We start from the raw sequence: 24,740 nt of genomic DNA on the forward strand, positions 1-24,740 counted from the left end.
ATTCAAATTTTCATGTTTTTTTAATCCTATTTCATATTAAAATTAAACCAATTTTTAGTTGTATCGTAAAACTTCATCCTTGGATCAAGTTGAAGTTTTCAATTTTGCTTAAAATAACCATTAGTAGATAAGTCTTTTCTCTACTTTGTTCATTACAATTTCACTTAGCATGAATTATCTTTGTAATGGAAATAAACTAATATTATTGAACTTTTTCTTATTATATTCAAAAAAGTTTACTACAGACCAAATTACTTGCATTTATCAATACAGAAGTTTCTTCATAAATTCAGGTTTTATCATATTTTCAGATACTCCCCTATTAATTGCGATGAGTTACAGGATATGCCCATTTTGTGTTGTTTCGGTCGAACTGTGGGTGGAAATAAAATTGATTCAGAGTATGATGGTATTAAATGAAACGAATCTCGGACGCCTATTGCTCGAATAACGCGTTTCATTCCCTTTATGAAACGCATCTGGAACTCCTTTCGCTCGCATCACGCGTTTCATCCCCTTTATGAAACGCATCTGGAACTCCTTTCGCTCGCATCACGCGTTTCATCCCCTTTATGAAACGCATCTGGAACTCCTTTCGCTCGCATCACGCGTTTCATCTCCTTTATGAAACGCATCTGGAACTCCTTTCGCTCGCATCACGCGTTTCATCCCCTTTATGAAACGCATCTGGAACTCCTTTCGCTTGCATCACGCGTTTCATCCCTCTTACTCGACCTTAATTTACTACTTGAACATCGTGTTTACTCTTCATCAGAATATGACTAACGTCTAGCTGAACCCCTGATTGAACTAAATATGATTGCTTTGTATATCCCTTGAATCAACAAAAAAAGATTACTGTATCTGTCTTAAAAACAATGCCTTTTGTGTACAACATCTCTGGATTAGTTTAAATTTTCTTATAAAATTCTAAAATCCTATTCCATATAGGCACAAATTTAATACGCAACAAATAATATAAATGGTACGCAATTTAAGAATGTACTACCTAACATGTATAACAACTTATGGATTTAACTTGACCTCGGCATTTAATTTTTTTAGGGAGTGTAAAACATGGGGGCTATAAGTGGGCAAGAATATATTAATAGGATCAATCAGTTGAACCCCGAAATTTGGGTTGATGGAAAAAGAATTAGCGGGTTACTTTCAGAACATCCCCATTTTAAAGGGATCCTTCAATCAAAAGCTTCACTTTATGATTTACAACATCATCCAAAAATAAAACATGAAATGACCTTTCAATCCCCACAATCAGGAAATGCTGTTGGTCTTTCCTTCCTAGCACCGAAAACGATAGAGGACTTAAAAAAAAGAGGAAAAATGATTGAGCATTGGGCTGCACACTCTCACGGTATTATGGGGCGTAGTCCAGATTATTTAAACTCTGTGTTAATGAGCTTTGCCTCTTCTTCGGGTTACTTGCAAGGAAAAGAAAATAGCTTTCCGGAAAATCTCATTAGACTATACGATACTGCAAGAGAAAATGATTTAACTTTTACCCATACATTTATTACACCACAAGTAAATCGTTCTCAACTCCATCTTGAAAATGGCGATGCACCAATTGCAGCGCGAGTAGTTGATGAAAATGAGGAAGGGATCGTTATTAATGGTGCTCGCCTTCTCGCCACTCAGGGAGGATTAACTGATGAAGTATTAGTTTTTAGTATCGGAAAATTCATATTCAATGAAGAAGAAGCTTTTGCATTCTCCATTCCTTCGAATACAAAAGGTTTAAAATTTATCTGTAGAGATACGTTTATTGGTGGAGAATCTGAATTTGATCATCCATTAAGTTCCAAGTATGAGGAAATGGACTCGATTGTTGTTTTTGATAATGTTTTAGTACCATGGGAGAGAGTATTTTTTTACAACAATGGCGATGTAGCAGAAGAGTTCTTGGAGAAATGCTCCTTCAATGCTTTTGCTAAACATCAAGTTTTAATTCGACAAATCGTAAAAACCGAATTTATTTTAGGAATTGCACAACTGCTTATAAAAACGATTAACGTTCGAGAATACCAACATATTCAAGAAAAAATGTCTGAAATTATTATCGGAATTGAAACTTTAAAGGCATTGCTAGAAAAATCAGAGAACCATGCTTCTCTAGATGAATGGGGTTATATGAGACCTGATGTGCTTCCATTAAAGGTTGCTGGCAATCTATTCCCTAAAATGTATCCACGCTTTATTGAAATTATTCAATTAATCGGAGCAAGTGGAATTATTACGTTACCTACAGAACAAGCATTTCACTCTCCGATTCGAAATGATTTAGATCAATATCTCCAGGCTGCAACAAAACCTGCATATGATCGGGTTAAAATTTTCCGATTAGCATGGGATTTATCAATGAGTGCATTTGGAACGAGACAAACACAATATGAAAGATATTTTTTTGGCGATCCAATTCGTTTATCTAGTGAGCTCTATAATAGCTATCCTGTCAACGATTACGTTAGTAAAGTTAACCAATTCCTAAAGATTAATAACGATTAAATGAATACAAACAAAAACTACTTACAATAATCAACCATCGTAAGTAGTTTTCCTTTTTACTTATATTTCCTCTAAAGTCGGATTCGATAAAGTTTATCATCATTTTCACTGGGATTCCCTCGTCCATCTGTATTATTGGTGATAAAATATAAATACTCTCCATCCACAAATACATCCCTTACCCGACCTAGTCCTGTAATAAATTCATTTTCATTTTTATTTGGTAAATCAAATTCTAAAACTGCTTCCCCTCTTAAGGCGGCAACATATAATTTATCGTCAATATAGCTTAATCCAGACGGTGCCCATGTCGAATCAGTTCCTGAAGTAAAGAGTGGTGTCACCATTCCTTCTTTCTCTTCATTCCCTTCAATAATAGGCCAACCATAGTTTTGACCAGGTTTGATTAAATTGATTTCATCATTTGCATCATTTCCATGTTCACTTGCATACATAGTACCATCAGGTGACCAAGTGATTCCTTGTGGATTGCGATGTCCGTAGCTGTACACAAATGAATTGGGGAAAGGATTATCAGATGGTATAGTGCCATCCAAATTCAATCGTAAAATTTTACCACCTAATGATTTTAATTCTTGTGGAGTTGATGTATCTCCAGCATCACCTGTTGTTGCATAGAGCTTTTCATCAGGTCCAATTTCTATACGACCACCGTGATGGCGAGTGCCACTTGGAATTTTATCTAGAAGAATTGATTCTTCTTTCCAAGTGTCACCTTCATAAAGCAGTGTTACAATGCGGTTGAACTGACCGGACTCATCGACATAAGTGTAGTAAGCATAGGCAATTTTAGATTGCTCAAAATCAGGTGAAAGAACAAACCCCAAAAATCCAGCTTCGGATGCAGTGGCCAATTCTTTTTCAAGCTTAACGCTCTGCTTTTCGGTTTTCCCATCTTCAATTTTAACAATACCACCAGTTCTTTCTGATAGATAAAATAGATCACCTGTCTTTTCGATTGACCACGGTATATTTAAACTTTCTGCAATCACTTCCAGCTTCTCATCTTCTACCTTAGTTACTTCTATCATTTCATTCTTCTGTTGTTCAGAAAAATTTGATGCGTTAAAGAATGAGCAACCAGTTAGAAGAAATAGCGTACTGCTTAGCATTAACGTTACATTTCTCAAATTGCTTCTCCTTTCTCCATTTACTTCTTCTACATTATTTACACAAAAATGGAATTCCATAATTGAAAATAAGCCTATTTGAAACTTTTTACGGTTTAAATAGGCTTTTAAGCTTAATTTAATTGGATATTAATTTCATTTACTAAGCTTTGTAACTCTTCTTCTGTAAAATCATATTTCTCTAAGCAAAAGTGACATTGTGTTTCAATGCTGCCCTCTTCTTCAATCATTTCTTCTAGTTCCTTTGCCCCTAATCCAATCAGCGCACGGCTATAACGTTCTTTTGAACAAGTACATTGGAATTGAACCGGCATTGTATTTAAAATTTGAACATCGCCATCTTTTCCGAGAACTGCTTCTAAAATCTCTTCGGGTGTCATCCCTTTTTCAATCATCTTTGAAACGGGTTCAATTGTAGCTAAATGTTTTTCTAATGCTGCAACTGTCTCTTCTTCACAGCCTGGCATTAATTGAATAATGAAGCCACCTGCAGCTAAAATTGTGTTATCAGGATTTACTAGAACTCCTAATCCTACTGATGATGGCACCTGTTCACTTGTAGCAAAGTAATATGTAAAATCTTCAGCTATTTCACCCGAGACAATCGGAACCTGACTTGAAAACATTTCTTTCATTCCTAAATCTTTTACAACGGATAAAAACCCTTCTGTTCCAACACCTGCACGCACGTCTAATTTTCCTTGAGCATTTAAATCAAAGTGAATCTGACCATTTGTTACGAATCCGCGGACATTCCCTTTTGCATCCGAGTCAATTACCATTGCACCAATTGGACCATTGCCTTCTACTTTAATAGTTATTTTATCTTCCCCTTTAAGCATTGCCCCCATCATCAAACCAGCAGTCATCGATCTACCAAGTGCAGCTGAAACAACCGGCCATGTATGATGTCTTTTTTGCGCATCGGCAACAGTTTCTGTTGTACGTGCCGCAAAAGCACGAACTTGTCCATTAAACCCTACTGCTCTTACTAAATAATCTTTCATTTATATTAACTCCTATCTAAAATCTATTTTTCACAGTTTTATGGGATCTACCCTTGATTGAAAGTTTACTTTATATTTACTTGAATACGGTTAAGCATATCCATTAAACACCGTAATTCTACCTCACTAAATTGATGAAACATCTGGTTAGCGAAACTTAACTTATCTTTCTGACAGCTTATGGCTTGTTTGTAGCCGGCATCTGTTAAATGAACAATTGTTTCACGGTTATCTGTTGGATTTCTTCTTCTGGAAACAAGTCCATCTGCCTCTAATTGCTTAAGGTGACGTGTAATAGCAGCATGATCGATATTAACTATTCTTTGTAAACGAGATTGAGAAATTTCACTATGTTGAACTAGCTGATACAAAAGTTCGAATCGAGATAAGCTAAAGTTTGTATTTCTCTCGAATTTTGGACCTAATTGATTGCTAATCGTTTTAAAAAGAAACAGTAGCTCTTCCTGCTCTGAAATTGTAAACTTCATTCTTATACCTACCTCCTCGTCTAAAGTTAAATCTACTTTTATCGTCATTTCAATGTTTGAGCCCTCAATCATTGACCCCTCAATAATATAGACTGTTTCTATTTGGAAATCAAATAAAAAGATTGATTATGCACTTATTTTATTGGATATATGTGGAAATATAGATTAATTCTAATTTATAATAGATTTAATTCGATGAAAGGTGTGATGAAAATGACTAAAAATGAAAAAGTGATTGAAAAGTAAAGCACTAAAACTCTCTTTTCAATCCAATATCTCAACCTATTATTTGCTGAAAAGAGGTTATTCTTAATGTATTCAGATAACGAACTAACAATCCGTCCGATTAAAGAAAATGATCTAACAAGACTTTGGGAGCTAATATATAAGGAAGAACAGCCGGAGTGGAAGAAATGGGATGCTCCTTATTTTCCACATCAAGCATTGTCTTTTGAAGAGTATTTACCCAAGGGAACGACTTTCATAAATAACGAAAAATTCTGGGCTATTGAAGTGAATAGTGAAGTTCGAGGTACCATTTCTTATTATTGGGAGCATGAACCTTCCTTGTGGCTTGAAATGGGTATTGTTTTTCATGAATCCTCTTCTTGGGGGAAAGGTCTTGGAACAAGGGCTATGAAATTATGGATCGATCATCTATTTTCTACCCTGCCGCTTGTAAGAGTTGGCTATACCACATGGTCCGGGAACGAGCGTATGATTCGTGTTGGCGAAAAACTCGGTATGACATTAGAAGCACGAATCCGGAAGGTTCGATTATACAATAATCGCTATTATGATTCGATACGTATGGGGTTACTACGTGAAGAATGGGAAAATAAGAAATAGTTAAAGGAAAAAGAGTTGGTTTGTCTACCTTGGCCAACTCTTTACTAGTTCTTTCCATGAGTAGACATAATTATATTATTTATATCATTGCCCCACTACCGGGATGTTCCTATACTCCTCTTCAACAATTTCAGTTCCAGGAATTAAAGTAGCTTGAAAAGCATTGAAATATTCTTGAATCTCATTTTGCTCATTTATGAGTTTTATTTTTTTCCGATATTCTTCTTTCTCACATTTATAAAAAGCCATCTCAATCCAATTGACCGGAGAGATTTGATTTTGTAAATAGATAACTTCAATATTTAATTGCTCTTTATAGATTTTTAATACTTTTTGCTGAATTTCTAAATAGTGATTAATTTTATCCTCTTGAATTTGATAGCGGTAAACTTTAACAAACATATATAAATCCCCCCTTTTTAAGCTATTCCCTTAAAATATTACCAAATTTTGATTAGAAATTTTGTGAAAATTTATGAAACCGTCATCAATATGAACAATATGTGAAATGTTTCACTAGCTATTTTCTTTTCATTTTTTTAGGTGTACAATGAATTCAAGTTGATATATAACAACGGAAAACAAGTAACATAAAATCTATATTGTTATATAACAATATACTATTAAATGGAGGAGATCCGATCATGTGGGTAATCACTATTTTTGAGAAAAATACGTATCGTATGTTCGAATTTGAAAATGAAATGGAAGCAACTTTAGCCCTCAAAGGATTAAAAAGCTCCGCCATCTTATCGTATACAAAATAATACTTAGTCTTTTGAAAATGTATTTCTTATTGCTGCGGTCTATTTAGATAAATTAAATCAGAACATTAGGAGGCGACCCGACATGTGGGTAGTTACAATTTTTGAGGAAAAAACTTATCGTATTTTTGAATTTGACACAAAAGAAGAAGCCATGACAGTAGTACAAAATACTGAAGCACCAGCAATCCTTTCCTATACAAAATTAACTTTAGTAGCCTAAAATTTTCGAGACATCGCTTTTGATATCTCTTTTATCTATATTTCATTAAATTCAGAACTTTCACAAAACTACATTGACAATATAGAAAATATATTGCATATTAGATTCAAATAATAAACAGCATATCGAAGACTAGTATGTAAAAAACTATTGGAAAGAGAGCGATGTTCACCGGCTGAAAGACATCGTACAAAAAGAATTACAGAACCTACTTCGCCAGCCTCTAGCAAAACTAGACGCAGACTCAAGCGTTATGAGCACAAGTGGGAATTGCATTTGCATTCCAATCTAGGTGGTACCACGGAAAATTAGCCTTTTTCGCCCTAATCTATAGGGTGGAAAAGGCTTTTTATTTTATTAAAAATAGTGACACCTTCCCAAATTAATAAGTTTTATAACCAGTTGACTGAGATCAAGGAGGAACTTATGTGGAAAAGAAACGTATTGTCGTCAAAATTGGAAGTAGCTCCCTCACCAATGCGAAGGGAGAGATCGATCATGATAAGCTACTGGACCATATTTCAGCACTATCAGCATTAAAGCATCTAGGTCATGATGTATTACTAGTTTCTTCAGGAGCGGTGGCTGCAGGATTTAGAAGATTAGGATATCCCTCACGCCCAGTAACATTAAAGGGAAAACAAGCCGCAGCGGCAGTTGGGCAAAGCTTACTTATTCAATATTATTCAGAGTTCTTTTCTATGCATCAAATTACAACAGCACAGATTCTCCTTACCCGTACAGATTTTTCTAAAAAAGAACGATATAAAAATGCTTATGCGACTTTTGGTGAACTACTCGAGCGAGGAATCCTGCCTATTATCAATGAAAATGATACGGTTTCAGTCTCAGAATTAACATTCGGTGACAACGATATGTTATCTGCTTTAGTTAGTGGACTTATTCATGCTGACCATCTCATCATCTTAACAGATATCAATGGCCTCTATGATCATAACCCTAAAAATCCTAACGCCAAGCAAATACGATATTTATCAACAATTACGGAGGACTCGTTGAAATTAGCAGCAGGGTCAGGCTCCAAAATTGGCACTGGTGGGATGCAGTCAAAACTATTGGCATCACGTACTGCAATTCAATCGGGAGTAAAAGTTTTTATAGGAAATGGCAAAGGAACCAATAAGTTAATCGCCATACTCGAAGGTCTTGGGGATGGTACTTATATTGGAAATAATCAGCACGCATTCTTGCCTACTCCAAAACAATGGATTTCGTTTACAGAAGTATCTGGGAAATTATATATCGATAATGGAGCGGCAGAAGCTCTTCTTTCAAAAGGAAAAAGCTTGCTGCCTGCTGGAGTTTACAAGCTAGAAGGAGACTTTTGTAAAGGAGATGTTGTAGAGGTTTATAACGAAACGCATTTGTTGGGCCGTGGTGAGGTGCTATACTCCAGTGATGAACTTTCACTTGCACTTGGAAAGCGAACGAATGAAATTATCAGTTCTTCGATAGAAGTCATTCATCGTGATAAGTGGGTCAGAGTCTAGAAACATCGAAAAAATATACTTTTCTATTGGAGGTTTTATTAGTGTCGAAAGTTACAACAGAAAGTGAAGTTCGTTCAAAAGGGAAACTAGCTAAAAAAGCAAGCTATTCGATGAATTTGAAGACCACCCTTGAAAAAAATAATGCCTTGGTAAAAATTGCAGAACAATTACTCATCGATCAAATTCTGATTATTGAAGAAAATAAAAAAGATTTACTTGCAGGTACTAAAAAAGGGCTGAGTAAATCTACTCTTGATCGAATTATGTTAGATGAATCACGTATCCAAGCAATGGCTGATGGAATTCAACAACTTATCGAATTGGAGGATCCGGTTGGAGAACTTCTAGAGCGGGTAACAAAAGAAAATGGTCTTAAAATCGAGAAACGTCGAGTTCCGATTGGGGTCATTGGAATGATCTACGAAGCAAGACCAAATGTCACTATTGACGCAGCAACACTTAGTCTGAAAACTGGAAATTCGGTTATTTTGCGAGGAAGTTCATCTGCTGGATTCTCAAACAAGGTCCTTGTAGAAACAATTCATCGCGCATTAGAGCATACTACCCTTCCTGTAAATTCAGTTCAATTTATAGAGGACACAAGTCACGAAACAGCAAAAGAATTGTTTCACTTAAAAGAGTATTTAGACGTCTTAATCCCACGTGGCGGCAAAGGGTTAATCGATCTAGTCGTAAACGAAGCCTCTGTTCCGGTATTAGAAACTGGTGCCGGAAATTGCCATGTTTATGTAGATGCGAATGCTAATATTGAAATGGCTAGAGAAATTATTCTTAACGCAAAAACACAGCGCCCCTCTGTTTGTAATGCTGCAGAAAGTTTGCTCATTCAACGGGATTGGTTTAAACAAAACGGGAAAAAGTTATTAGAGGATCTACAGAACGCCCATATCCAAATTATCGGGGATCAATATGTTTGTCAAGAATTCCCAACTGCAACATTGGCAAATGATGAGGATTTTGCAACAGAGTTTTTAAATTTAACACTGAGTGTGAAAATTGTTGAAAATGTAGATGAAGCCATTGAGCATATTAATAGATATGGTACAAACCATTCAGAATCTATCATTACAGAGGATCAGATAGCAGCCGCAACTTTTTTAACTTGTGTTGATGCAGCTGCAGTTTATCATAATGCTTCTACTCGTTTTACAGATGGTTTTGAATTCGGCTATGGTGCTGAAATTGGTATTAGTACGCAGAAGCTTCATGCTCGTGGACCTATGGGGTTACCGGCATTAACCTCCACAAAGTACCTCATATATGGAGATGGACAAATAAGGGAATAGACGAAATGCACTTTTGACTAATAACTGTCAAAAGTGCATTTTTTTCATTTCAACAAGAATATAAGTGAAACTAAGAAACCTACACCCAATGACCAGTGAATTATTTCACACTTCCAATAAATGGGTTGTTTTTGTATTAGAATTTTTATTAAGTAATCAACTATTATTACTATGAATCGAAATATAACAGCTATCCCCTAAGTAAAAATTTCGTGCAATTTTCATGAGACAGCTTAAGAGCTAGATTTTTGTCTATAAGTATGTTGCTGTTTAAATGTTTAATAATCGTTTCTTGGATTAAATCCTCTGTTTATTCTGTTTATTCTGTTTTTCCAAAATATGTATTGATAGATGCGATCACTATGTAATTCATACTCCTGATCAAAATTAAAAGCCAACCATGTCACCACCTTAACTTTATAGACGATTATGATAGAAAATTTACTCAAAAAAATAATTTTTTCTAAAATAAAGCATAATTATTTACTATGGAACGTAAATGGTTATTGAAATAATGGAAGGAGATTGGATTTTGAAAAAAATCTTATCTATCTTATTTTTAATACTTATTCTTGTAGGTTGTTCAAATGATGCTACTCAAGAGTCATCAGTAAAAGACTTAACGAATAGTACTCTTCCTCCGACAGTGCAATTCGAAATTGTGGATACAGTATACTCTACCGAGCAAGGTTCTTTCTGTTGGCGAAATTCCAATTCGGCAAACTGTTTAAGTCTTCCCTCCCCTATCGAGATTGTTGAAGACAAAAACCCAATAAAAGTATCCAATCAGGAAAAAATGAAGCTGCTTGTGCAACGCCAGCCTTCTCATCAAACACTTACAATTACCAGCGCTGATACCCACCAAAGCGAGGAACTCGAGATAAATAAAAACAACCAATTTAAAGCACCTGATATTGAAGGAATTTATATACTCAGCTATTATGCAATATGGGAAAAAGATGATTCAGGTACAAGTGGGGATAGCTCATTTATATTTAAGATCGAGGTAAAATAACAAAATAATGCAAGAAATACATTAACAAGATTTTTGTAAAATTGAGCGATTAAGTAGTTAGTGCAATCTAAAAATGGAAATTTTCATATCAAAAAAGAGGTGCAACTTTCACACCTCTTTTTTATGATTTTATTGTTTTGTTTCAGTATATTTTATGTCTACAATTTCTTCAGTTTGGTTGTTAAATGTAATGTCGACAAAGACGCCAAATTCACTATTGTCCTCAGCCTTTAACCATAGTTTAAACTTCTCAACCGAGTTTACAGTTCCTACTTCTCGCCCGATATGCAAATAATCGATGACATCTGCCGATGGATATTTTGCCATCACATTCTGCATGGCCAATCTTCCCCATTTCGCATAGGCAGGTGCAATCTCTTGCGCATTCGTTGTTTCCCCCTCTGGAGGCACCGTCAATATCTTTCCAACCGCAATCGTACTAAAAACCAATAGCACAGAAACAGCAATTTTCGTTTTCAACCGACCTCAATCCTCCTTTTGATTAGTGTTTTCTAATCGAATGAGGATATTCGTTATTTACCTATGTATTAATTAACAATGATTGCATTCATAATCGATTTAATTTATGAGCAATCTAAAAAAGTATGAACAGATAATTAATAATCATGCTTTAATTTTTTACCGGGATTCTTGAATCATAATTTATTTACCATCGAATGAACTTCCACAAGAGTTCAGCCCTAAACGTTCAGTATCCATTAATAAACTCCATACTCAAAACAAAAAAACCGCCTCGCGACCCCGAGAACGGTTTATGTAACTTTATATGGTCACCTATACTTTAAAAAGTAGTGGTTGCTTATAAAGTTATTCTTTTATCAAGTTACCCTCTGGCTTCTGGATAAAAGTCGGCAAACTATTGTGCATCCCTGTACAACATTAATAGCGCGCCTATATAACAATCCTAAAGTTAGGTTTGTATCCAATTTTCAGAAACAAGCTTTTGCTTTTTCAAGCTGCAGGCGAACTTGTTCAAAGCCTGTGCCCCCTAAAGAGTTTCGTCGTCTTACTGCTGCTTCTGGCGCTAATACGTCGTAAACGTCTTCTTGTATTAAATCACTTTCAACTTTCATCACTTCAAGAGGTAAATCTAATAAGAAGATACCTTTTTGAATACATGTAAAGACTAGCTTCCCTGTAACTTCATGCGCTTCACGGAATGGCATGCCTTTTGTTGCCAAATAGTCGGCAAGTTCAGTTGCATTTGAAAAATCACTGTGCACTGCTTGGTGTAGCCTTTCAGTTTTAACAGTCATTGTGCGAACCATACCTTCAAAGATTTTCAATGCACCCAGGATTGTATGAACTGTATCAAACATTCCTTCTTTGTCTTCCTGCATGTCTTTGTTATAGGTTAAAGGCGTACCTTTTAACACTGTTAACAGCCCCATAAGGTTCCCATAAACCCGACCAGTCTTGCCGCGAATTAGTTCTGCCATATCCGGATTTTTCTTTTGAGGCATGATAGACGATCCAGTTGAAAAGGCATCATCCAGTTCAATGAATTTAAATTCATCGGTAGACCAAATAATAATCTCCTCAGCAAATCGTGATAAATGTGTCATTACCAGAGATGAATTTGCAAGAAATTCTACAATAAAATCGCGATCACTCACTGCATCCATCGAATTTGCATACACATTGCTAAACCCTAGTAACTCTGCAGATTTTTCCCGGTCTATTGGGAAAGTAGTTCCAGCCATTGCGCCTGCACCTAATGGCAAGATATCAATACGTTTCATGGATTCTTTAAAACGTTCTTTATCACGCTCTAACATCCAGAAATAGGCCATCAAATGATGTGCAAAGCTAATTGGTTGGGCTCGCTGCAAGTGCGTATATCCAGGTGCAATGGTTTCGATATGCTGTTCTGCTTTTTCTAAAATCGTTTTTTGGAAAGTTTCAATCAAGTCCACAACTTCAACAACTCGTTTTTTCAAAAACAGATGCATATCAGTCGCAACTTGGTCGTTACGGCTTCGGCCAGTGTGAAGTTTACCTCCAACTGGTCCGATAATATCCGTTAACATCTTTTCTAGATTTAAATGGATATCTTCATTTGCTACACTAAACTCGAGTTCTCCAGCCTCTGCCGAATGTTTTAACTCAGCTAGTCCTTTTAGAATTTGCTCTACATCTTCAGAGGCTAAAATTCCTTGAGCACCTAGCATTGTCACATGTGCAACACTACCTTCGATATCCTCCATCACTAATTGTTGATCAAAACCAATGGAAGCTCCAAATTCATCTACCCAGCTCTCAGCAGACTTTTGGAAACGACCACCCCATAATTTTGTCATCCGCTACACCTACTTTTATCAATACCCTCAAGAAAACTTTCGAGCTTGAATCGATTTCGACTTAACTTAATTTTTTGTTGCTACTTCTTCTTTTTTCTTATTAACTTCTGCAGCAACTACAGTTGGAAGACCCCATAATTCAATAAAGCCTACAGCTGAGGCATGGTTGAACTGATCAGCTTTTGAGTAAGTTGCAAGTTCTTCGCTATATAAGGAGTTCGGTGATTTGCGACCTTCAACAATTGCATGCCCTTTAAATAGCTTCACTCGAACTGTACCGTTCACATATTTTTGAGTTTCCTTCAAGAAACCTTCCAAAGCTACACGGATTGGGTTAAACCAAAGACCTTCATAAATAATTTCAGAAAGCTTTTGTTCAATAATCGGTTTAAAATGAGCAAGTTCTTTAACTAATGTAATATCTTCTAATTCCTTGTGAGCAGTTAACAGTACTTTTGCTCCAGGTATTTCATAAACTTCACGAGATTTAATTCCAACTAAGCGATTTTCAACATGGTCGATACGTCCAATGCCATGTGCACCAGCGACTTTATTTAACTCTTGGATTAAGTCCGCAAGTTTCATCTCTTGCCCATTTAGCGAAACAGGCTTCCCATTAACAAATTCAATTTCAACGAATTCAGGTGTGTCAGGTGCATTTTCTAGAGAAACGGTTAAACCATAGGCTTCTTCTGGTGGTGCTACCCATGGATCTTCCATGACGCCGGCTTCATTTGCACGGCCCCAAAGATTTTGGTCGATTGAGAATGGTGAATCGATCGTAGCAGGTACCGGTACTCCATGTTTTGCTGCATATTCGATTTCTTCATCACGACTCCATCCCCATTCACGAACAGGAGCAAGAACTTCTAAATCAGGATTTAAAGCTTTAATGGAAATTTCAAAACGAACTTGGTCATTGCCTTTTCCTGTACAACCATGTGCTACAGCATCTGCATTTGTTTCGTTTGCAATTTCTACCAATTTTTTTGAAATCAGCGGACGTGACAGTGCCGAAACTAATGGATACTTTTGCTCGTACCAAGTATGGCCTTGTAGAGATATAAGAGCGTATTCTTCAGCAAATTCATCCTTTGCATCTACCATGTAAGATTCAATCGCCCCTACTTGAAGAGCTTTGTTTTTAATAAATTCTAAGTCTTTACCCTCACCAACATCTAAGCATACTGCAATTACATCCCATCCTTGTTCCTTTAACCAAGGAATTGCAACTGATGTATCAAGCCCACCTGAATAAGCTAAAACCACTTTTTTGTTCGCCATTTTCTTGCGCCTCCGATATCTTGTATGTATTTTTATACATTCGATTAATTGTTTATACACGAATGGTAACATTTAATAAAAATAAATTCAAGTGTATTTTTATTAAAATTTAGATTTTTAAAACAAATAAAAAAACGCCTAATTAAATGGCGTTCACATTTACTCGCTCATGTATTATTTTTTATTAAAGAAACCGCTTCCCAACTTTTCTACTAATGTTGGAGCTATTGCATAGAGTTTACTCGTAACCGACATGATTCTAGGTAAATTCACTTCTCGAACCGGTTTTTCAATTGTTCGCATCACTTCATTTGCTACTTTCTCCGGCTTTAATAAGAAACGTTTCATTGAGTCTCGATAAGTATTTGTTGCATCTGCCTTCTGTAAAAATGGTGTATCTATCGGACCTGGATATATGGCTGTGACATGAATATCATATGCAGTCAATTCCATTCTCAGACCATTTACAAAGCCAGTAATGGCATGCTTTGACGCTGCGTAGACACTTGCTTTTTTTGTAGGTACTTTCCCTGCTTGGGATCCAATAAAGATCAATTGTCCTGATTTTTTTTGAATCATAGATTTCGCCAATCTATTTGATAAATAGATAGGAGCTTTTACGTTTACATTAATCATACTTTCAATATCTTCATCCGATAATTCATAAGCATTTTCAAAGATCCCAACACCGGCATTTATAATTGCTATATCAATAAAAGGAAGTTGAGCACAAACTTTTTCAATATCTTGTATATAAGAGAGATCTGCCTGGAACACGTTTGCCCCCATTCTCGCTAGCGTTACTAAGGAAGATTCATTTCTGCCTGTCGCATAAACTGTGTGACCCCTTTCAATACATAGCTCTGTGATAATTCGACCAATTCCACTTGTAGCTCCTGTTATAAAGATTATTTTTTTATTCATAAATTATGTATATTCCTTTCATTTAAGTTGAAACTATCTCGTAGTCCCAAGTCTTTATAAATCGAGTAGGAGACTAACCATTATTTGGCTAGTCGACCTCTCACACCACCGTACGTACGGTTCCGTATACGGCGGTTCAACCTTTTAAGTATCGTTGCTCATAAAGTAAGGAGATGTCTTTTAGTTTCCACTTTATGAGCCTATCTTTTGTTATTGCTCGTTGGAGGATTTCACTTCGTGATATTCTCCAATATCCCTTACGGGAGTTTGCTAATTTCATTGCGTCATCATGGTTAGTTCCATATTTACGAAGCATCTTATATTTAGTCTTTGGTTTCTTCCATCTCTTCCATATGAGTTGTCTTAATCGATGGTTTAACCATTTCTGAGTTTCAAAAATGAATTTCTTCATTCTTGAGATCCCATAGTAATTAATCCATCCAGTTGTGATTTGATTAATTTTCTTTACTATTTCTTCAAAAGTTCCACTCATTTTCCGGCTTGTATTCTTCTTTAACTTGTCTTTGAATCGTTGCTTGGCCGACTTACTTGGTCGGCATCCGACTTTCCCATTAAATTTTGAATATTAAAGCCGAGGAATGTTGCTGATGTTGCACCACAAACCTTACTTTTCTTTTGGTTAATTGTTAAATGTAGGTCATCCTCGATGTATTTCTTGATACTTTCCATTACCCGCTCCCCAGCTCGAACACTTTTCACATAGATGACGAAATCATCCGCATATCTAATAAAACGATGTTCTCTCTTTTCTAATTCTCTATCTAGTTTATTTAAATAGACATTTGCTAAAATAGGAGACAAAGGTCCACCTTGCGGAGCACCATCTTTCGTTTCGATATAGATATCTCGGTCAAGAATACCTGAACGAAGGAATTTCCATATTAATTTTAAAACAATTTTATCTGATATGAATTCTTCTAAATACGCTCTTAACCTTTGATGATGTATTGTGTCGAAGTAACTTTTCAAATCACAGTCTACTACAACTCGATAACCTTCTTCGTAATATTGTTGTGCTGATTTAATAGCTTGGTGGGCGTTTCTACCTTTCCGAAATCCAAAACTATATTCTGAAAAGTGTGGGTCTATAATCGGTTCAATTACTTGAAGAATAGCTTGTTGAACGACTCTATCTAAAACGCAAGGTATTCCTAGATATCGTTTAGAACCGTCCGGTTTTGGTATGGCAACTCTTTTGACTGGTTGAGGTTGGTAAGTTCCATCTTTTAGCTTCCTTTTAAGAGGTTCGTAGTATTTCTTCATGTGTGACTTTAATTGTACTACTGTAATTCCATCAACCCCTGGTGCACCATTATTTGCTTTTACTTTCTTGTATGCTCTCCAGAGATTGTTATTTGCAATGACTTTATCGATTAAATTGATACCATCCTGTTCTTTCATATCCATATTGATATTCCTACGCACTCCTATTTACCCTTTAGTTTCCAACTTATCTCTTAACAGGTAGCCATCTTTCGGACTTTACCACGATGTTTTCTGCGATTATACGGAATATCTATACCTCCTTGTTTTCCAAGATTTAAGATTGTTCAGTCCTTCATTTCCGAAAGGAAACTACTATGACGTCTGCTGACTTCTCATAATTCATCAAGTTATCACTAAATTGATTGTTAATTGAATAACCCTCATGAGACCTCCCCGGGTAAGAGTAATAACCTTCTTCTCATGTAACTGCTATATTTACTGTACGGGATTTGGGCAGTATTGGACTTCGTTTTGTAATGCAAACTCGTCCGTCCCGATTCAGCCTTGTATATAGTTTCTGTTCGTCAGTTCAAGAATTTGCGTCCGGCTTCCTTCAGATTCCGCGTCACCACGGACACCCTTGCCATTCGCTAACAGTTCCTACTACCAAGCCTGTAGTGGACTTTCACCACCAAGTTATTACCCATGCCGGGCGCACATCAAAAAAGAGTATAGACTTTTACTATACTCTTTTAAGACTGTTCAATTCCAAGCAGTCTAAACATTTCATTCTTGGAAATTAAGAAATCAGCTAAACTGTATTGATCTAACACCTGCAAATAAGCATTTAAGGCTTCATTGAGCGCAAATTTCAGCTTACAGGAAGGTGATAATTTACACAAATTATTATCTTCATCAAAGCATTCAACTAGATGAAAGTCCTCTTCTGTATGCCTGACAACCTGTCCGATATTAATATCTTCTGGTTGGACATTTAAACGAATACCACCGCCTCGACCACGAATTGTTTCGATTAAACCAAGTTGACCTAGATCATAAGTAACCTTCATAAGGTGATTTTTTGATATATGATAGCTATCTGCTATTTCTTGTATAGTTGATAATCGATCATTCCCTTTAATACCAAGATATAATAATACCCGTAAGGAATAGTCTGTATATAAAGTTAAGCGCAACTTTAAACACCACTCTTTCTATATCACTATTATATCATTTGGCTTATTGATTTTTACAGAAATATATTGAAATACAGCAATTTTAAAGAAGTATTTTCAATACTTATTTGTGTCAATAATGTTAAACATGTATTTTTCATACTACTTTGTGTCAGAATTGTTAAAGATGCATTTTGAATATTGCTTTTAAGTATCCCTGGGCGTAAGATGACTTTGAAAGGACGTGACCCAAATGTTATCACAACAAACAATCGACATTATTAAATCTACAGTACCAGTATTAGAGCAACACGGAGTTACAATTACTAAAACTTTTTATAGCAATATGTTAAAAAAACACCCTGAATTATTAAATTACTTTAACCGTGCAAACCAAGCAAGAGAACGTCAGCAAACTGCTTTAGCAAATACGGTGTTAGCAGCAGCTAAGTATATCGATAATTTACAAGCTATTGTTCCAGCCGTTATGCAAATTGCACACAAGCACCGAGGACTAGGAATCTTGCCTGAACATTACCCTATTGTAGGTGAAAACTTATTAGGAGCGATTAAAGAAGTACTTGGTGATGCTGCAACTGATGAAATCATTAATGCTTGGGCAGAAGCTTATGGCGTGATTGCAGATGTATTTATTTCGATTGAAGAAGATCTGTATAAAAAAGCTGAGAAAGATGGCGGCTGGAGATTATTTAAATCATTTAAAGTGGCTAGAAAAGTAGAAGAAAGCGAAGAAGTTACATCATTTTATTTAGTTTCTGAAGATGGTGAGAAATTACCTGAATACAAAGCAGGACAATACATCACAGTACGTGTAAAGGTACCTGGTGACGAATATACATCAAACCGTCACTATACATTATCACAACCATCAAATGAAAATGAATTCCGAATCAGTGTTAAACGTGAAAATGCTGTTGATCCAAAAGGAGTAGTTTCGAATTACCTTCACGAACTAGTAAACGAAGGTGACACAATTGAAATAAGTGCTCCAGCAGGTTTATTTACTTTAGAAGATAACAGTAACCCTGTATTATTTGTAAGTGGTGGAATTGGTGTTACACCACTCAATACAATGCTTCAAACAATGGACCTTGGAAGACAGGTAGCATTTGTTCAATGTGCGCGTAATGAAAAAGCAGTTGCATTTAAAGAGCAAATTGATAAAAAAGTAAATGAATTGAACGGCTCTTATCGCGTCTTATTCTCTGATGAAAATGGTTTTGTGGCAAAAGAAGATTTAGCTCCATTTGTAAAAGAAAATACAGAAGTATACATTTGTGGGCCTGCCCCATTCATGGAGACAGTTATTTCTATAGCTCGTGATCTTGGTGTACCAGGTGATAATATTCACTTTGAATTCTTTGGTCCTGCCATGTCGCTGGAAGCATTATCTAATGCTAACTAATTAATCTACAAATACGAGCTGAAAGTGGATATTTCACTGATGTGACGGATTAAATTCCACTCCAAAAATCCACAGGTAGAGTTTTTTCTCTAACTGTGGATTTTTTTAATTTCTTGTATACACAATTACGCCATTAACTATCTCTTCAGAAACAAGACCATCTCTTACTAAACAATCCAAATAGCCCAATGTTTTTGACAATGTTAATCCCAATTCCGTTCTATAATGCGCTGGATATAAATCCAATGTAAGCTCAATGACAGTTTTTGGACTACCTACATCAACATGCTGAATTAATTGGTCTAAACGCATTTGATCCTTCTCTAAACGCTTGTCGATTAACTCGTTTACCTTTACTATATCTTCACCGTGCCCTGCATAAACTTTAGCAACATTTAGCTCACGTAAAAGTTTTAATGATTCTTGTTGTTGGATTAAAGCTCTCGGACGAAGAGTTGAAAGATCCGTCGGCGGCTCAACTAATGGATTTGCCGCCACTTTATCCAGCAAAAGGTCTCCTCCAATGACTTCATTTGTGGATTCATCTAAAAAAATTAAATGACTCTGTGCATGTCCTGGCGTATAAATTGCTTTTAAACCTGGATGTCCGGGTACTTCATCTCCATCTCCAATGAACTTGGTTAATGGCGTTGAACCGTATAACTTTAATGCTTCTTTCGATTCAACGATTTTTTCAAGATACTTTTCAGGCACAGCTTGTAACTGCAGCTGTTCACGGTAAAATTTAGTTCGATATTCCATAAATCCAGGTGTTCTTCGTAGGAAATGGTCATTATATTCGTGTCCTATAATTTCCGCTTGTGTAAACACATCCACCCAGCCAGCGTGATCTGGATGATGATGAGTTAATACTACTTGCTCAATATCATCTAGTGTATAACCTGCATCTTTGAGTCCTTGTTTTAAAGCATCTAACGCATCTTGCGTTTTTGGACCAACATCAAATAAAGAAAGCCGATCACCTTTTACTAAAAATGAATTAACATCTCCTATTGGGTATGGTGTAGGTATGATAATTTTATGTATATTCATGGTCAATCCCCCCTTAGCTTAGAATAAAATTATTTTCTTCCTATAATGAATTACTATTCATTCATTTTATCTCTTTTTTTGAGTTTCGTCACGTATCTAATTGACAGAATTAAAAAGTGTGCTTATAATTTTCATAATTCAAAAAATTACTAAAACGATGATGAAGACAAGTAGATGTATTTAAGGTTGAAGAGAGTGCTACAAAAGGTGCAAGTAGCATAGCCCACTATTTTCATTGAACCTACTTCGGAGTTGTCATGAAAACATGACCGTCCTCCTCTGCGATAAAGAGGATTCGAGTTGTGCCTATATTAGGCAAACAAAGGTGGTACCGCGGAAAAGCTTCAAGCGTTTTCGTCCTTAGTATAAGGATGGAAGCGCTTTTTATATTGATTTTTCAATATTTCATTAATTTTCGTCCTTTGAATCCTATTTCATCTCATGAACAACTTGTGTAAAATGCATCGGTCATGATTCAATACTTCCCATAATAGTAGGCTGTGAAGTATTGATTAAGCTTGACAAAATTCAAGGTAAATCTATTGCAAATAATCATTTATTTCATTGTTATTTTACTGCAATGTATTCCACAGCTCTCTTTTGCTTCTTATTTTTGAAAAGTTGGTTCTATAGAAAGTACTTGTGGGATAAATACACTATATGGAGGGATAGTAATGCAAAAAATACTTTTTGTTGGTGCTGGTTCTATGGCGGAAGCGTTAATCCAGGGTTGGGTTGAACAGAAAGTAATACCATGCGAAAACATCTATATCACAAACCGTTCGAATCAGGAGAGACTAATTAAACTAAATAAAAACTATGACGTAAATATTTTGGAGAATAATGAAAAAATCTATGAAATGGATTTAATTATATTAGCTACAAAACCAAAAGATATCCTGCATGCCATGGAAAGAATACGACCATTTATTTCTTCGAATACAGCAATCCTTTCTGTTTTGGCAGGTATTCAAATTCAAACCATAGAAGACGGTGTTGGAAATAGACCAATTGCCCGTGTCATGCCAAACACTTCTGCAACAATCGGAATGTCTGCAAGTGGTATTGCATTTAATACTCAGGTAAACGATTATCAGAAAACTTTGTACTTACAATTGCTTGAAGCAATCGGTATTGTCATTGAAGTAGAAGAGGATAAATTACATGCTGTAACAGCCCTTTCAGGCAGTGGTCCAGCCTATCTATATTATTTACTTGAGGCATGGGAAGCGGTTGGAGCTGAATTTGGACTAACCAAAGAGGTGGTACGGGAACTAATGGTACAAACAATTGCCGGATCTGCTGCCATGCTTCAGTCCGTAAAAGAAGAGCCTACTGTCTTGCGTAAAAAAGTAACAAGTCCAGGAGGTACTACTGAAGCTGGTATTCTTGCACTGGAAAGCAATCGTTTTAACGAAGCAATTTTTGCCTGCATCAAAAGTGCAGAAGCAAGATCAAGAGAATTAGCAAAAGGTCAATAGATTGTTTCATATTGAAATAAATTTATCATTCTTTTTCCAAACAATTAATTTGAGCAATGTTAATACTTTTTTGTTGAAAATACACTTTTTAATCATATATTTCCTAGGAAATGTCTTTTTTTACTATTTACTTATGTCGAAAAGTGCATTTTTTCCTAGTAATTTCTTTCACCATTTTACAAATATCTATTTTTTTCACACAAAAACGCGTTTGCATTGTAGAAATTTGCACACGCGTTTTCTATATTTCAAATTATAATATGCCCGTTCTGATACGTTTTGCGATAGAATACGTAGTAAAAATAGTCATTGGACCAAGTAACGCAACTAAGATTATCCAGAAATTAAGTGCTTCTGCTGTTTTTAATTCCGAAAAATTTGTAGCAATATATATCAGTACTCCAACTAACAACATATAACTTATTACATTCGGAAAAATTACTAGTAAGCGCAGTACAGCGGGACTTATTTTTGGTTGGTTCATCTTATCCCTCCCCAAGCACTATCATATAGAATATTTCTCGAACAATCTATTATTTTCTTAATATAATCCGAAATTCCTGCATAAAAGTGAGTATATCATATCCACAAGAATTATTTATCTTCTAGCAATTCGCTATTTTTCCACTCGAACTGGGAAAAATCATTCGCAATAAAGCTATTTGGGAAAATCTCTTTTGCTTCATTTAATAGAGCCTCCAGATCATGAGGAAGGAAGCGGGAACTTATATGATTTAAAATTAAGTTTCTTGCATTTGCTTCTTTCGCTACTCTTGCTGCTTCTACATTTGTAGAATGGCCGTAACTTGCCGCTAAATGTTCTGTTTTATGGTCGAAAGTCGCTTCATGTAGGACAATATCTGCATTTTCACTTAATGTTTTTGCTGATTCACAGTATTTTGTATCCCCTAAAACGGTAATAATAAATCCTTTTTTTGGTGGGGCAGTCACGTCCTTGCTTAACACAGTCTGTCCATTTTCTAGCACGATATCGTTACCATTTTTCAATTTTCCTAGTAATGGGCCTTTTGGAACGCCAAGTTCAATTGCTTTTTCAATTATGAGTTCCCCTGGCAATGGCTTTTGTTCGATTCGATAGCCGTAGCAAGGAATAACATGTTCTAGTAATTGTGTACTAACAACAAATTGTTCATCCTCAAAAACTACCCCCTCTTGAACTTCAACAAATTCAATTGGATAAGTTAAATGCGTCTTTGATACATTAAAGCTGGCGGTAATCCACTCTTTTAACCCTTTAGGTCCGTAAAGTGTAAGCGTATCTTCACCACCAAGAAATGATCGCGAACTTAAAAAACCTGGTAATCCAAAAATATGGTCTCCATGGAGATGAGTAATAAAAATTTTCTCGATTTTACGTGGACGTATTGTAGTATGTAAAATTTGATGCTGTGTGGCTTCCCCACAATCAAATAACCAAACCGTTCCGCGTTCTTCTAATAGCTTTAAAACAAGGGCACTTGTATTCCTTTCTTTAGAGGGCATTCCTGCACCTGTTCCTAGAAATTGTAGCTGCATTTTTATTCTCCCGTTCATGATTTACTACTGAATATTTATCATTCTATCGAAATTAAAACTATAATTTTTTACCTAGCTTTCTTTTAAATCTTCTAAAAAGTCCTTACTAAAACTCGTTTTTGATGCATAGCTTGACCGCTCAATCTCAATACCTTTTTGAATAGCTCCTTTTCCAAACTTCTTCTCGATTTCATCGATTACTTCAAAAATCGGCTCTTGTTTTACGAATTGTTCAAAATTAAAGATTGATAGCTGTTCAACTGATTGTTTTCGATCCATTACATTTGAAACGGTGATACCTAAAAGTCGAATAGGTGCTCCATTCCACGATTTATGAAAAAGTTTAACGGCTTCTTCGAAAATGACATCCTTATTATATATTGGATTTTGGAATGTTTTACTTTTAGATTGGTTGTGCCAATCCGCATCACGAATTTGTATACTAATCGTTGAACCACTTAATTTTTTCGCATCCAAACGCTCAGCCACTTTTTCAGATAACTTTAGAAATGTCTTCTCTAACTCTTCTAAATCCGTTTCATCTATCGGAAGTGTTGTGGAATTGCCTACACTTTTTGTCTCGTATATTGAGTTTGGATCCACTTCACGAGAATCCTCACCGTTTGCACGCATTCTTAAACGAACACCATTTTTCCCTAAGGCTTTTCGAATAATATATTCTTCTATATTTGCAAGATCTCCAATTGTGCTAATTTTTATAGAAGCAAGCTTTTTCGCGGTACTTTCCCCTACACCATGCATCTCGATGACTGGTAATGGCCAAAGTTTTTCTGGCACGTCCCTTTTTCGTAAAATTGTTATCCCCATAGGCTTTTTCATATCCGAAGCAGTTTTTGCCAGAAACTTATTAGGGGCTATGCCAATTGAACATGGGAGGTCTAATTCATGAAAAATTCTCATTTGAATTTCTTTTGCAATATCTATTGGATGTCGTTCTGAAGCGATTTCTGTAATATCAATATACCCCTCATCAATGGACACAGGTTCTATTAATTGTGTGTAACTCCTTAATATTGTAAACATCGCCTTCGAAGCTGCTCGATATTTTGGGAAATCGGGAGGTAATAAGATTAACTCTGGACATTTTCGAAGTGCCTCACCTACACTCATCGTCGTATAGATGCCCTTATGTCGAGCCTCATACGAGCTTGTCACGATAATCCCTCGGCGTTCTTTTGGATTTCCTGCTATCGCGATCGACTTTCCCTTTAGTTCAGGATTATGCGATTGTTCCACAGATGCATAAAAACTATTCATATCGACGTGTAAGATAATACGCGCCTTCGACATGCCCTCACCTCCCTTTCGTTCATTAACTTAAATATTATCATATCCTGTATGTACATGCATTTTAGTAATATATAGAGAAAACTTTAAGCCATAAAAAAGGTGAGGAAAATAAATTTTCCTCACCACAGACTGTAGACAAACTCGAATTTTCGAGTTTGCCT

General features: G+C 35.9%; 24 protein-coding genes. 9 read left to right on the top strand and 15 right to left on the bottom strand.

Going from position 1 to position 24,740, the window contains the following annotated elements:
- Window positions 1-1,077 precede the first annotated feature (1,077 nt).
- Window positions 1,078-2,526 (top strand): 4-hydroxyphenylacetate 3-monooxygenase, oxygenase component, encoded by a 1,449-nt coding sequence (gene hpaB / locus C1N55_RS11335; protein ID WP_137728932.1) that lies wholly within the window; start codon window positions 1,078-1,080, stop codon window positions 2,524-2,526.
- Window positions 2,527-2,597: 71 nt separating this feature from the next.
- On the opposite strand, the gene C1N55_RS11340 is transcribed toward hpaB, so the two are convergent.
- From C1N55_RS11340 to C1N55_RS11350, 3 genes are all read right to left on the bottom strand, one after another.
- Window positions 2,598-3,677 (bottom strand): PQQ-dependent sugar dehydrogenase, encoded by a 1,080-nt coding sequence (locus C1N55_RS11340; protein ID WP_370452517.1) that lies wholly within the window; start codon window positions 3,675-3,677, stop codon window positions 2,598-2,600.
- 113 nt (window positions 3,678-3,790) lie between these two features.
- Window positions 3,791-4,684 (bottom strand): Hsp33 family molecular chaperone HslO, encoded by an 894-nt coding sequence (gene hslO, locus C1N55_RS11345; RefSeq protein ID WP_137728933.1) that lies wholly within the window; start codon window positions 4,682-4,684, stop codon window positions 3,791-3,793.
- A gap of 65 nt (window positions 4,685-4,749) precedes the next feature.
- Complete coding sequence (locus C1N55_RS11350) at window positions 4,750-5,172, bottom strand: MarR family winged helix-turn-helix transcriptional regulator (protein WP_137728934.1); 423 nt, start codon at window positions 5,170-5,172, stop codon at window positions 4,750-4,752.
- A gap of 312 nt (window positions 5,173-5,484) precedes the next feature.
- Between C1N55_RS11350 and C1N55_RS11355 the strand changes: the two genes are divergently transcribed.
- Entirely contained in the window at window positions 5,485-6,021 is a 537-nt protein-coding gene (locus C1N55_RS11355) for a GNAT family N-acetyltransferase (protein ID WP_137728935.1), read from the top strand.
- A gap of 84 nt (window positions 6,022-6,105) precedes the next feature.
- Here C1N55_RS11355 and C1N55_RS11360 read toward each other — a convergent pair whose 3' ends face one another.
- Window positions 6,106-6,423, bottom strand: coding sequence for a hypothetical protein (locus tag C1N55_RS11360; protein WP_137728936.1), 318 nt, complete (start codon window positions 6,421-6,423; stop codon window positions 6,106-6,108).
- Between the two features lie 242 nt (window positions 6,424-6,665).
- On the opposite strand from C1N55_RS11360, the gene C1N55_RS20890 reads away from it, so the two are divergent.
- The 5 genes from C1N55_RS20890 to C1N55_RS11375 all read left to right on the top strand — a co-directional run bounded on the left by C1N55_RS20890 (window position 6,666) and on the right by C1N55_RS11375 (window position 10,841).
- Window positions 6,666-6,788, top strand: coding sequence for a hypothetical protein (locus tag C1N55_RS20890; protein WP_255502403.1), 123 nt, complete (start codon window positions 6,666-6,668; stop codon window positions 6,786-6,788).
- 82 nt (window positions 6,789-6,870) lie between these two features.
- Window positions 6,871-7,008, top strand: a complete 138-nt coding sequence (locus C1N55_RS20550) for a hypothetical protein (protein WP_168193846.1) — start codon at window positions 6,871-6,873, stop codon at window positions 7,006-7,008.
- 428 nt (window positions 7,009-7,436) lie between these two features.
- Window positions 7,437-8,519, top strand: a complete 1,083-nt coding sequence (gene proB / locus C1N55_RS11365) for a glutamate 5-kinase (protein ID WP_137728937.1) — start codon at window positions 7,437-7,439, stop codon at window positions 8,517-8,519.
- A gap of 41 nt (window positions 8,520-8,560) precedes the next feature.
- Complete coding sequence (locus C1N55_RS11370; RefSeq protein ID WP_137728938.1) at window positions 8,561-9,826, top strand: glutamate-5-semialdehyde dehydrogenase; 1,266 nt, start codon at window positions 8,561-8,563, stop codon at window positions 9,824-9,826.
- Between the two features lie 532 nt (window positions 9,827-10,358).
- Window positions 10,359-10,841, top strand: a complete 483-nt coding sequence (locus C1N55_RS11375) for a hypothetical protein (RefSeq protein WP_137728939.1) — start codon at window positions 10,359-10,361, stop codon at window positions 10,839-10,841.
- A gap of 129 nt (window positions 10,842-10,970) precedes the next feature.
- Here the strand turns inward: C1N55_RS11375 and C1N55_RS11380 are convergent, their stop codons facing one another.
- The 7 genes from C1N55_RS11380 to C1N55_RS11410 all read right to left on the bottom strand — a co-directional run bounded on the left by C1N55_RS11380 (window position 10,971) and on the right by C1N55_RS11410 (window position 17,793).
- Entirely contained in the window at window positions 10,971-11,321 is a 351-nt protein-coding gene (locus C1N55_RS11380) for a DUF3889 domain-containing protein (RefSeq protein ID WP_240758274.1), read from the bottom strand.
- A 470-nt stretch (window positions 11,322-11,791) separates the two neighbouring features.
- Window positions 11,792-13,162, bottom strand: a complete 1,371-nt coding sequence (gene argH, locus C1N55_RS11385) for an argininosuccinate lyase (RefSeq protein WP_137728940.1) — start codon at window positions 13,160-13,162, stop codon at window positions 11,792-11,794.
- 66 nt (window positions 13,163-13,228) lie between these two features.
- Window positions 13,229-14,446, bottom strand: a complete 1,218-nt coding sequence (locus C1N55_RS11390; protein WP_137728941.1) for an argininosuccinate synthase — start codon at window positions 14,444-14,446, stop codon at window positions 13,229-13,231.
- Window positions 14,447-14,620: 174 nt separating this feature from the next.
- Window positions 14,621-15,370, bottom strand: coding sequence for an SDR family NAD(P)-dependent oxidoreductase (locus tag C1N55_RS11395; protein ID WP_137728942.1), 750 nt, complete (start codon window positions 15,368-15,370; stop codon window positions 14,621-14,623).
- Window positions 15,371-15,506: 136 nt separating this feature from the next.
- Window positions 15,507-15,863, bottom strand: coding sequence for a group II intron maturase-specific domain-containing protein (locus C1N55_RS20790; RefSeq protein ID WP_137727147.1), 357 nt, complete (start codon window positions 15,861-15,863; stop codon window positions 15,507-15,509).
- Window positions 15,864-15,883: 20 nt separating this feature from the next.
- Complete coding sequence (gene ltrA, locus C1N55_RS11405; RefSeq protein WP_240758276.1) at window positions 15,884-16,798, bottom strand: group II intron reverse transcriptase/maturase; 915 nt, start codon at window positions 16,796-16,798, stop codon at window positions 15,884-15,886.
- A 551-nt stretch (window positions 16,799-17,349) separates the two neighbouring features.
- Complete coding sequence (locus C1N55_RS11410; RefSeq protein WP_137728943.1) at window positions 17,350-17,793, bottom strand: RrF2 family transcriptional regulator; 444 nt, start codon at window positions 17,791-17,793, stop codon at window positions 17,350-17,352.
- A 232-nt stretch (window positions 17,794-18,025) separates the two neighbouring features.
- Between C1N55_RS11410 and hmpA the strand changes: the two genes are divergently transcribed.
- A complete protein-coding gene (hmpA, locus tag C1N55_RS11415; RefSeq protein ID WP_137728944.1) occupies window positions 18,026-19,198 on the top strand; it encodes an NO-inducible flavohemoprotein in 1,173 nt (390 codons plus the stop codon).
- Window positions 19,199-19,303: 105 nt separating this feature from the next.
- Here the strand turns inward: hmpA and C1N55_RS11420 are convergent, their stop codons facing one another.
- The gene (locus tag C1N55_RS11420; RefSeq protein WP_137728945.1) at window positions 19,304-20,251 is read right to left on the bottom strand and encodes an MBL fold metallo-hydrolase; all 948 of its coding nucleotides are present in this window, start codon (window positions 20,249-20,251) and stop codon (window positions 19,304-19,306) included.
- A gap of 674 nt (window positions 20,252-20,925) precedes the next feature.
- Here C1N55_RS11420 and proC point away from each other — a divergent pair.
- On the top strand, window positions 20,926-21,732 hold the full coding sequence (gene proC / locus C1N55_RS11425) for a pyrroline-5-carboxylate reductase (protein ID WP_137728946.1): 807 nt from the start codon (window positions 20,926-20,928) through the stop codon (window positions 21,730-21,732).
- A 253-nt stretch (window positions 21,733-21,985) separates the two neighbouring features.
- Here the strand turns inward: proC and C1N55_RS11430 are convergent, their stop codons facing one another.
- From C1N55_RS11430 to C1N55_RS11440, 3 genes are all read right to left on the bottom strand, one after another.
- Window positions 21,986-22,216 (bottom strand): acyl-phosphate glycerol 3-phosphate acyltransferase, encoded by a 231-nt coding sequence (locus tag C1N55_RS11430; protein WP_137728947.1) that lies wholly within the window; start codon window positions 22,214-22,216, stop codon window positions 21,986-21,988.
- A 110-nt stretch (window positions 22,217-22,326) separates the two neighbouring features.
- Window positions 22,327-23,268, bottom strand: coding sequence for a ribonuclease Z (gene rnz, locus C1N55_RS11435; protein WP_137728948.1), 942 nt, complete (start codon window positions 23,266-23,268; stop codon window positions 22,327-22,329).
- 72 nt (window positions 23,269-23,340) lie between these two features.
- Entirely contained in the window at window positions 23,341-24,579 is a 1,239-nt protein-coding gene (locus C1N55_RS11440; protein WP_137728949.1) for a DNA polymerase IV, read from the bottom strand.
- Between the last annotated feature and the right edge of the window lie 161 nt (window positions 24,580-24,740).

Source organism: Lysinibacillus sp. SGAir0095, from assembly GCF_005491425.1.
In the GTDB taxonomy this organism is placed as follows: Bacteria; Bacillota; Bacilli; order Bacillales_A; family Planococcaceae; genus Ureibacillus.

Coding starts and splice junctions, on each gene's coding strand:
- C1N55_RS11360 (WP_137728936.1), bottom strand. CDS start 6,423: ATGTTTGTTAAAGTTTACCGCTATCAAATTCAAGAGGATAAAATTAAT.
- C1N55_RS20890 (WP_255502403.1), top strand. CDS start 6,666: ATGTGGGTAATCACTATTTTTGAGAAAAATACGTATCGTATGTTCGAA.
- rnz (WP_137728948.1), bottom strand. CDS start 23,268: ATGCAGCTACAATTTCTAGGAACAGGTGCAGGAATGCCCTCTAAAGAA.
- argH (WP_137728940.1), bottom strand. CDS start 13,162: ATGACAAAATTATGGGGTGGTCGTTTCCAAAAGTCTGCTGAGAGCTGG.
- hpaB (WP_137728932.1), top strand. CDS start 1,078: ATGGGGGCTATAAGTGGGCAAGAATATATTAATAGGATCAATCAGTTG.
- C1N55_RS20550 (WP_168193846.1), top strand. CDS start 6,871: ATGTGGGTAGTTACAATTTTTGAGGAAAAAACTTATCGTATTTTTGAA.
- C1N55_RS11390 (WP_137728941.1), bottom strand. CDS start 14,446: ATGGCGAACAAAAAAGTGGTTTTAGCTTATTCAGGTGGGCTTGATACA.
- C1N55_RS11420 (WP_137728945.1), bottom strand. CDS start 20,251: ATGAATATACATAAAATTATCATACCTACACCATACCCAATAGGAGAT.
- hslO (WP_137728933.1), bottom strand. CDS start 4,684: ATGAAAGATTATTTAGTAAGAGCAGTAGGGTTTAATGGACAAGTTCGT.
- C1N55_RS11440 (WP_137728949.1), bottom strand. CDS start 24,579: ATGTCGAAGGCGCGTATTATCTTACACGTCGATATGAATAGTTTTTAT.
- ltrA (WP_240758276.1), bottom strand. CDS start 16,798: ATGGATATGAAAGAACAGGATGGTATCAATTTAATCGATAAAGTCATT.
- C1N55_RS11430 (WP_137728947.1), bottom strand. CDS start 22,216: ATGAACCAACCAAAAATAAGTCCCGCTGTACTGCGCTTACTAGTAATT.
- proC (WP_137728946.1), top strand. CDS start 20,926: ATGCAAAAAATACTTTTTGTTGGTGCTGGTTCTATGGCGGAAGCGTTA.
- C1N55_RS11355 (WP_137728935.1), top strand. CDS start 5,485: ATGTATTCAGATAACGAACTAACAATCCGTCCGATTAAAGAAAATGAT.
- C1N55_RS11395 (WP_137728942.1), bottom strand. CDS start 15,370: ATGAATAAAAAAATAATCTTTATAACAGGAGCTACAAGTGGAATTGGT.
- hmpA (WP_137728944.1), top strand. CDS start 18,026: ATGTTATCACAACAAACAATCGACATTATTAAATCTACAGTACCAGTA.
- C1N55_RS20790 (WP_137727147.1), bottom strand. CDS start 15,863: ATGAGTGGAACTTTTGAAGAAATAGTAAAGAAAATTAATCAAATCACA.
- C1N55_RS11350 (WP_137728934.1), bottom strand. CDS start 5,172: ATGAAGTTTACAATTTCAGAGCAGGAAGAGCTACTGTTTCTTTTTAAA.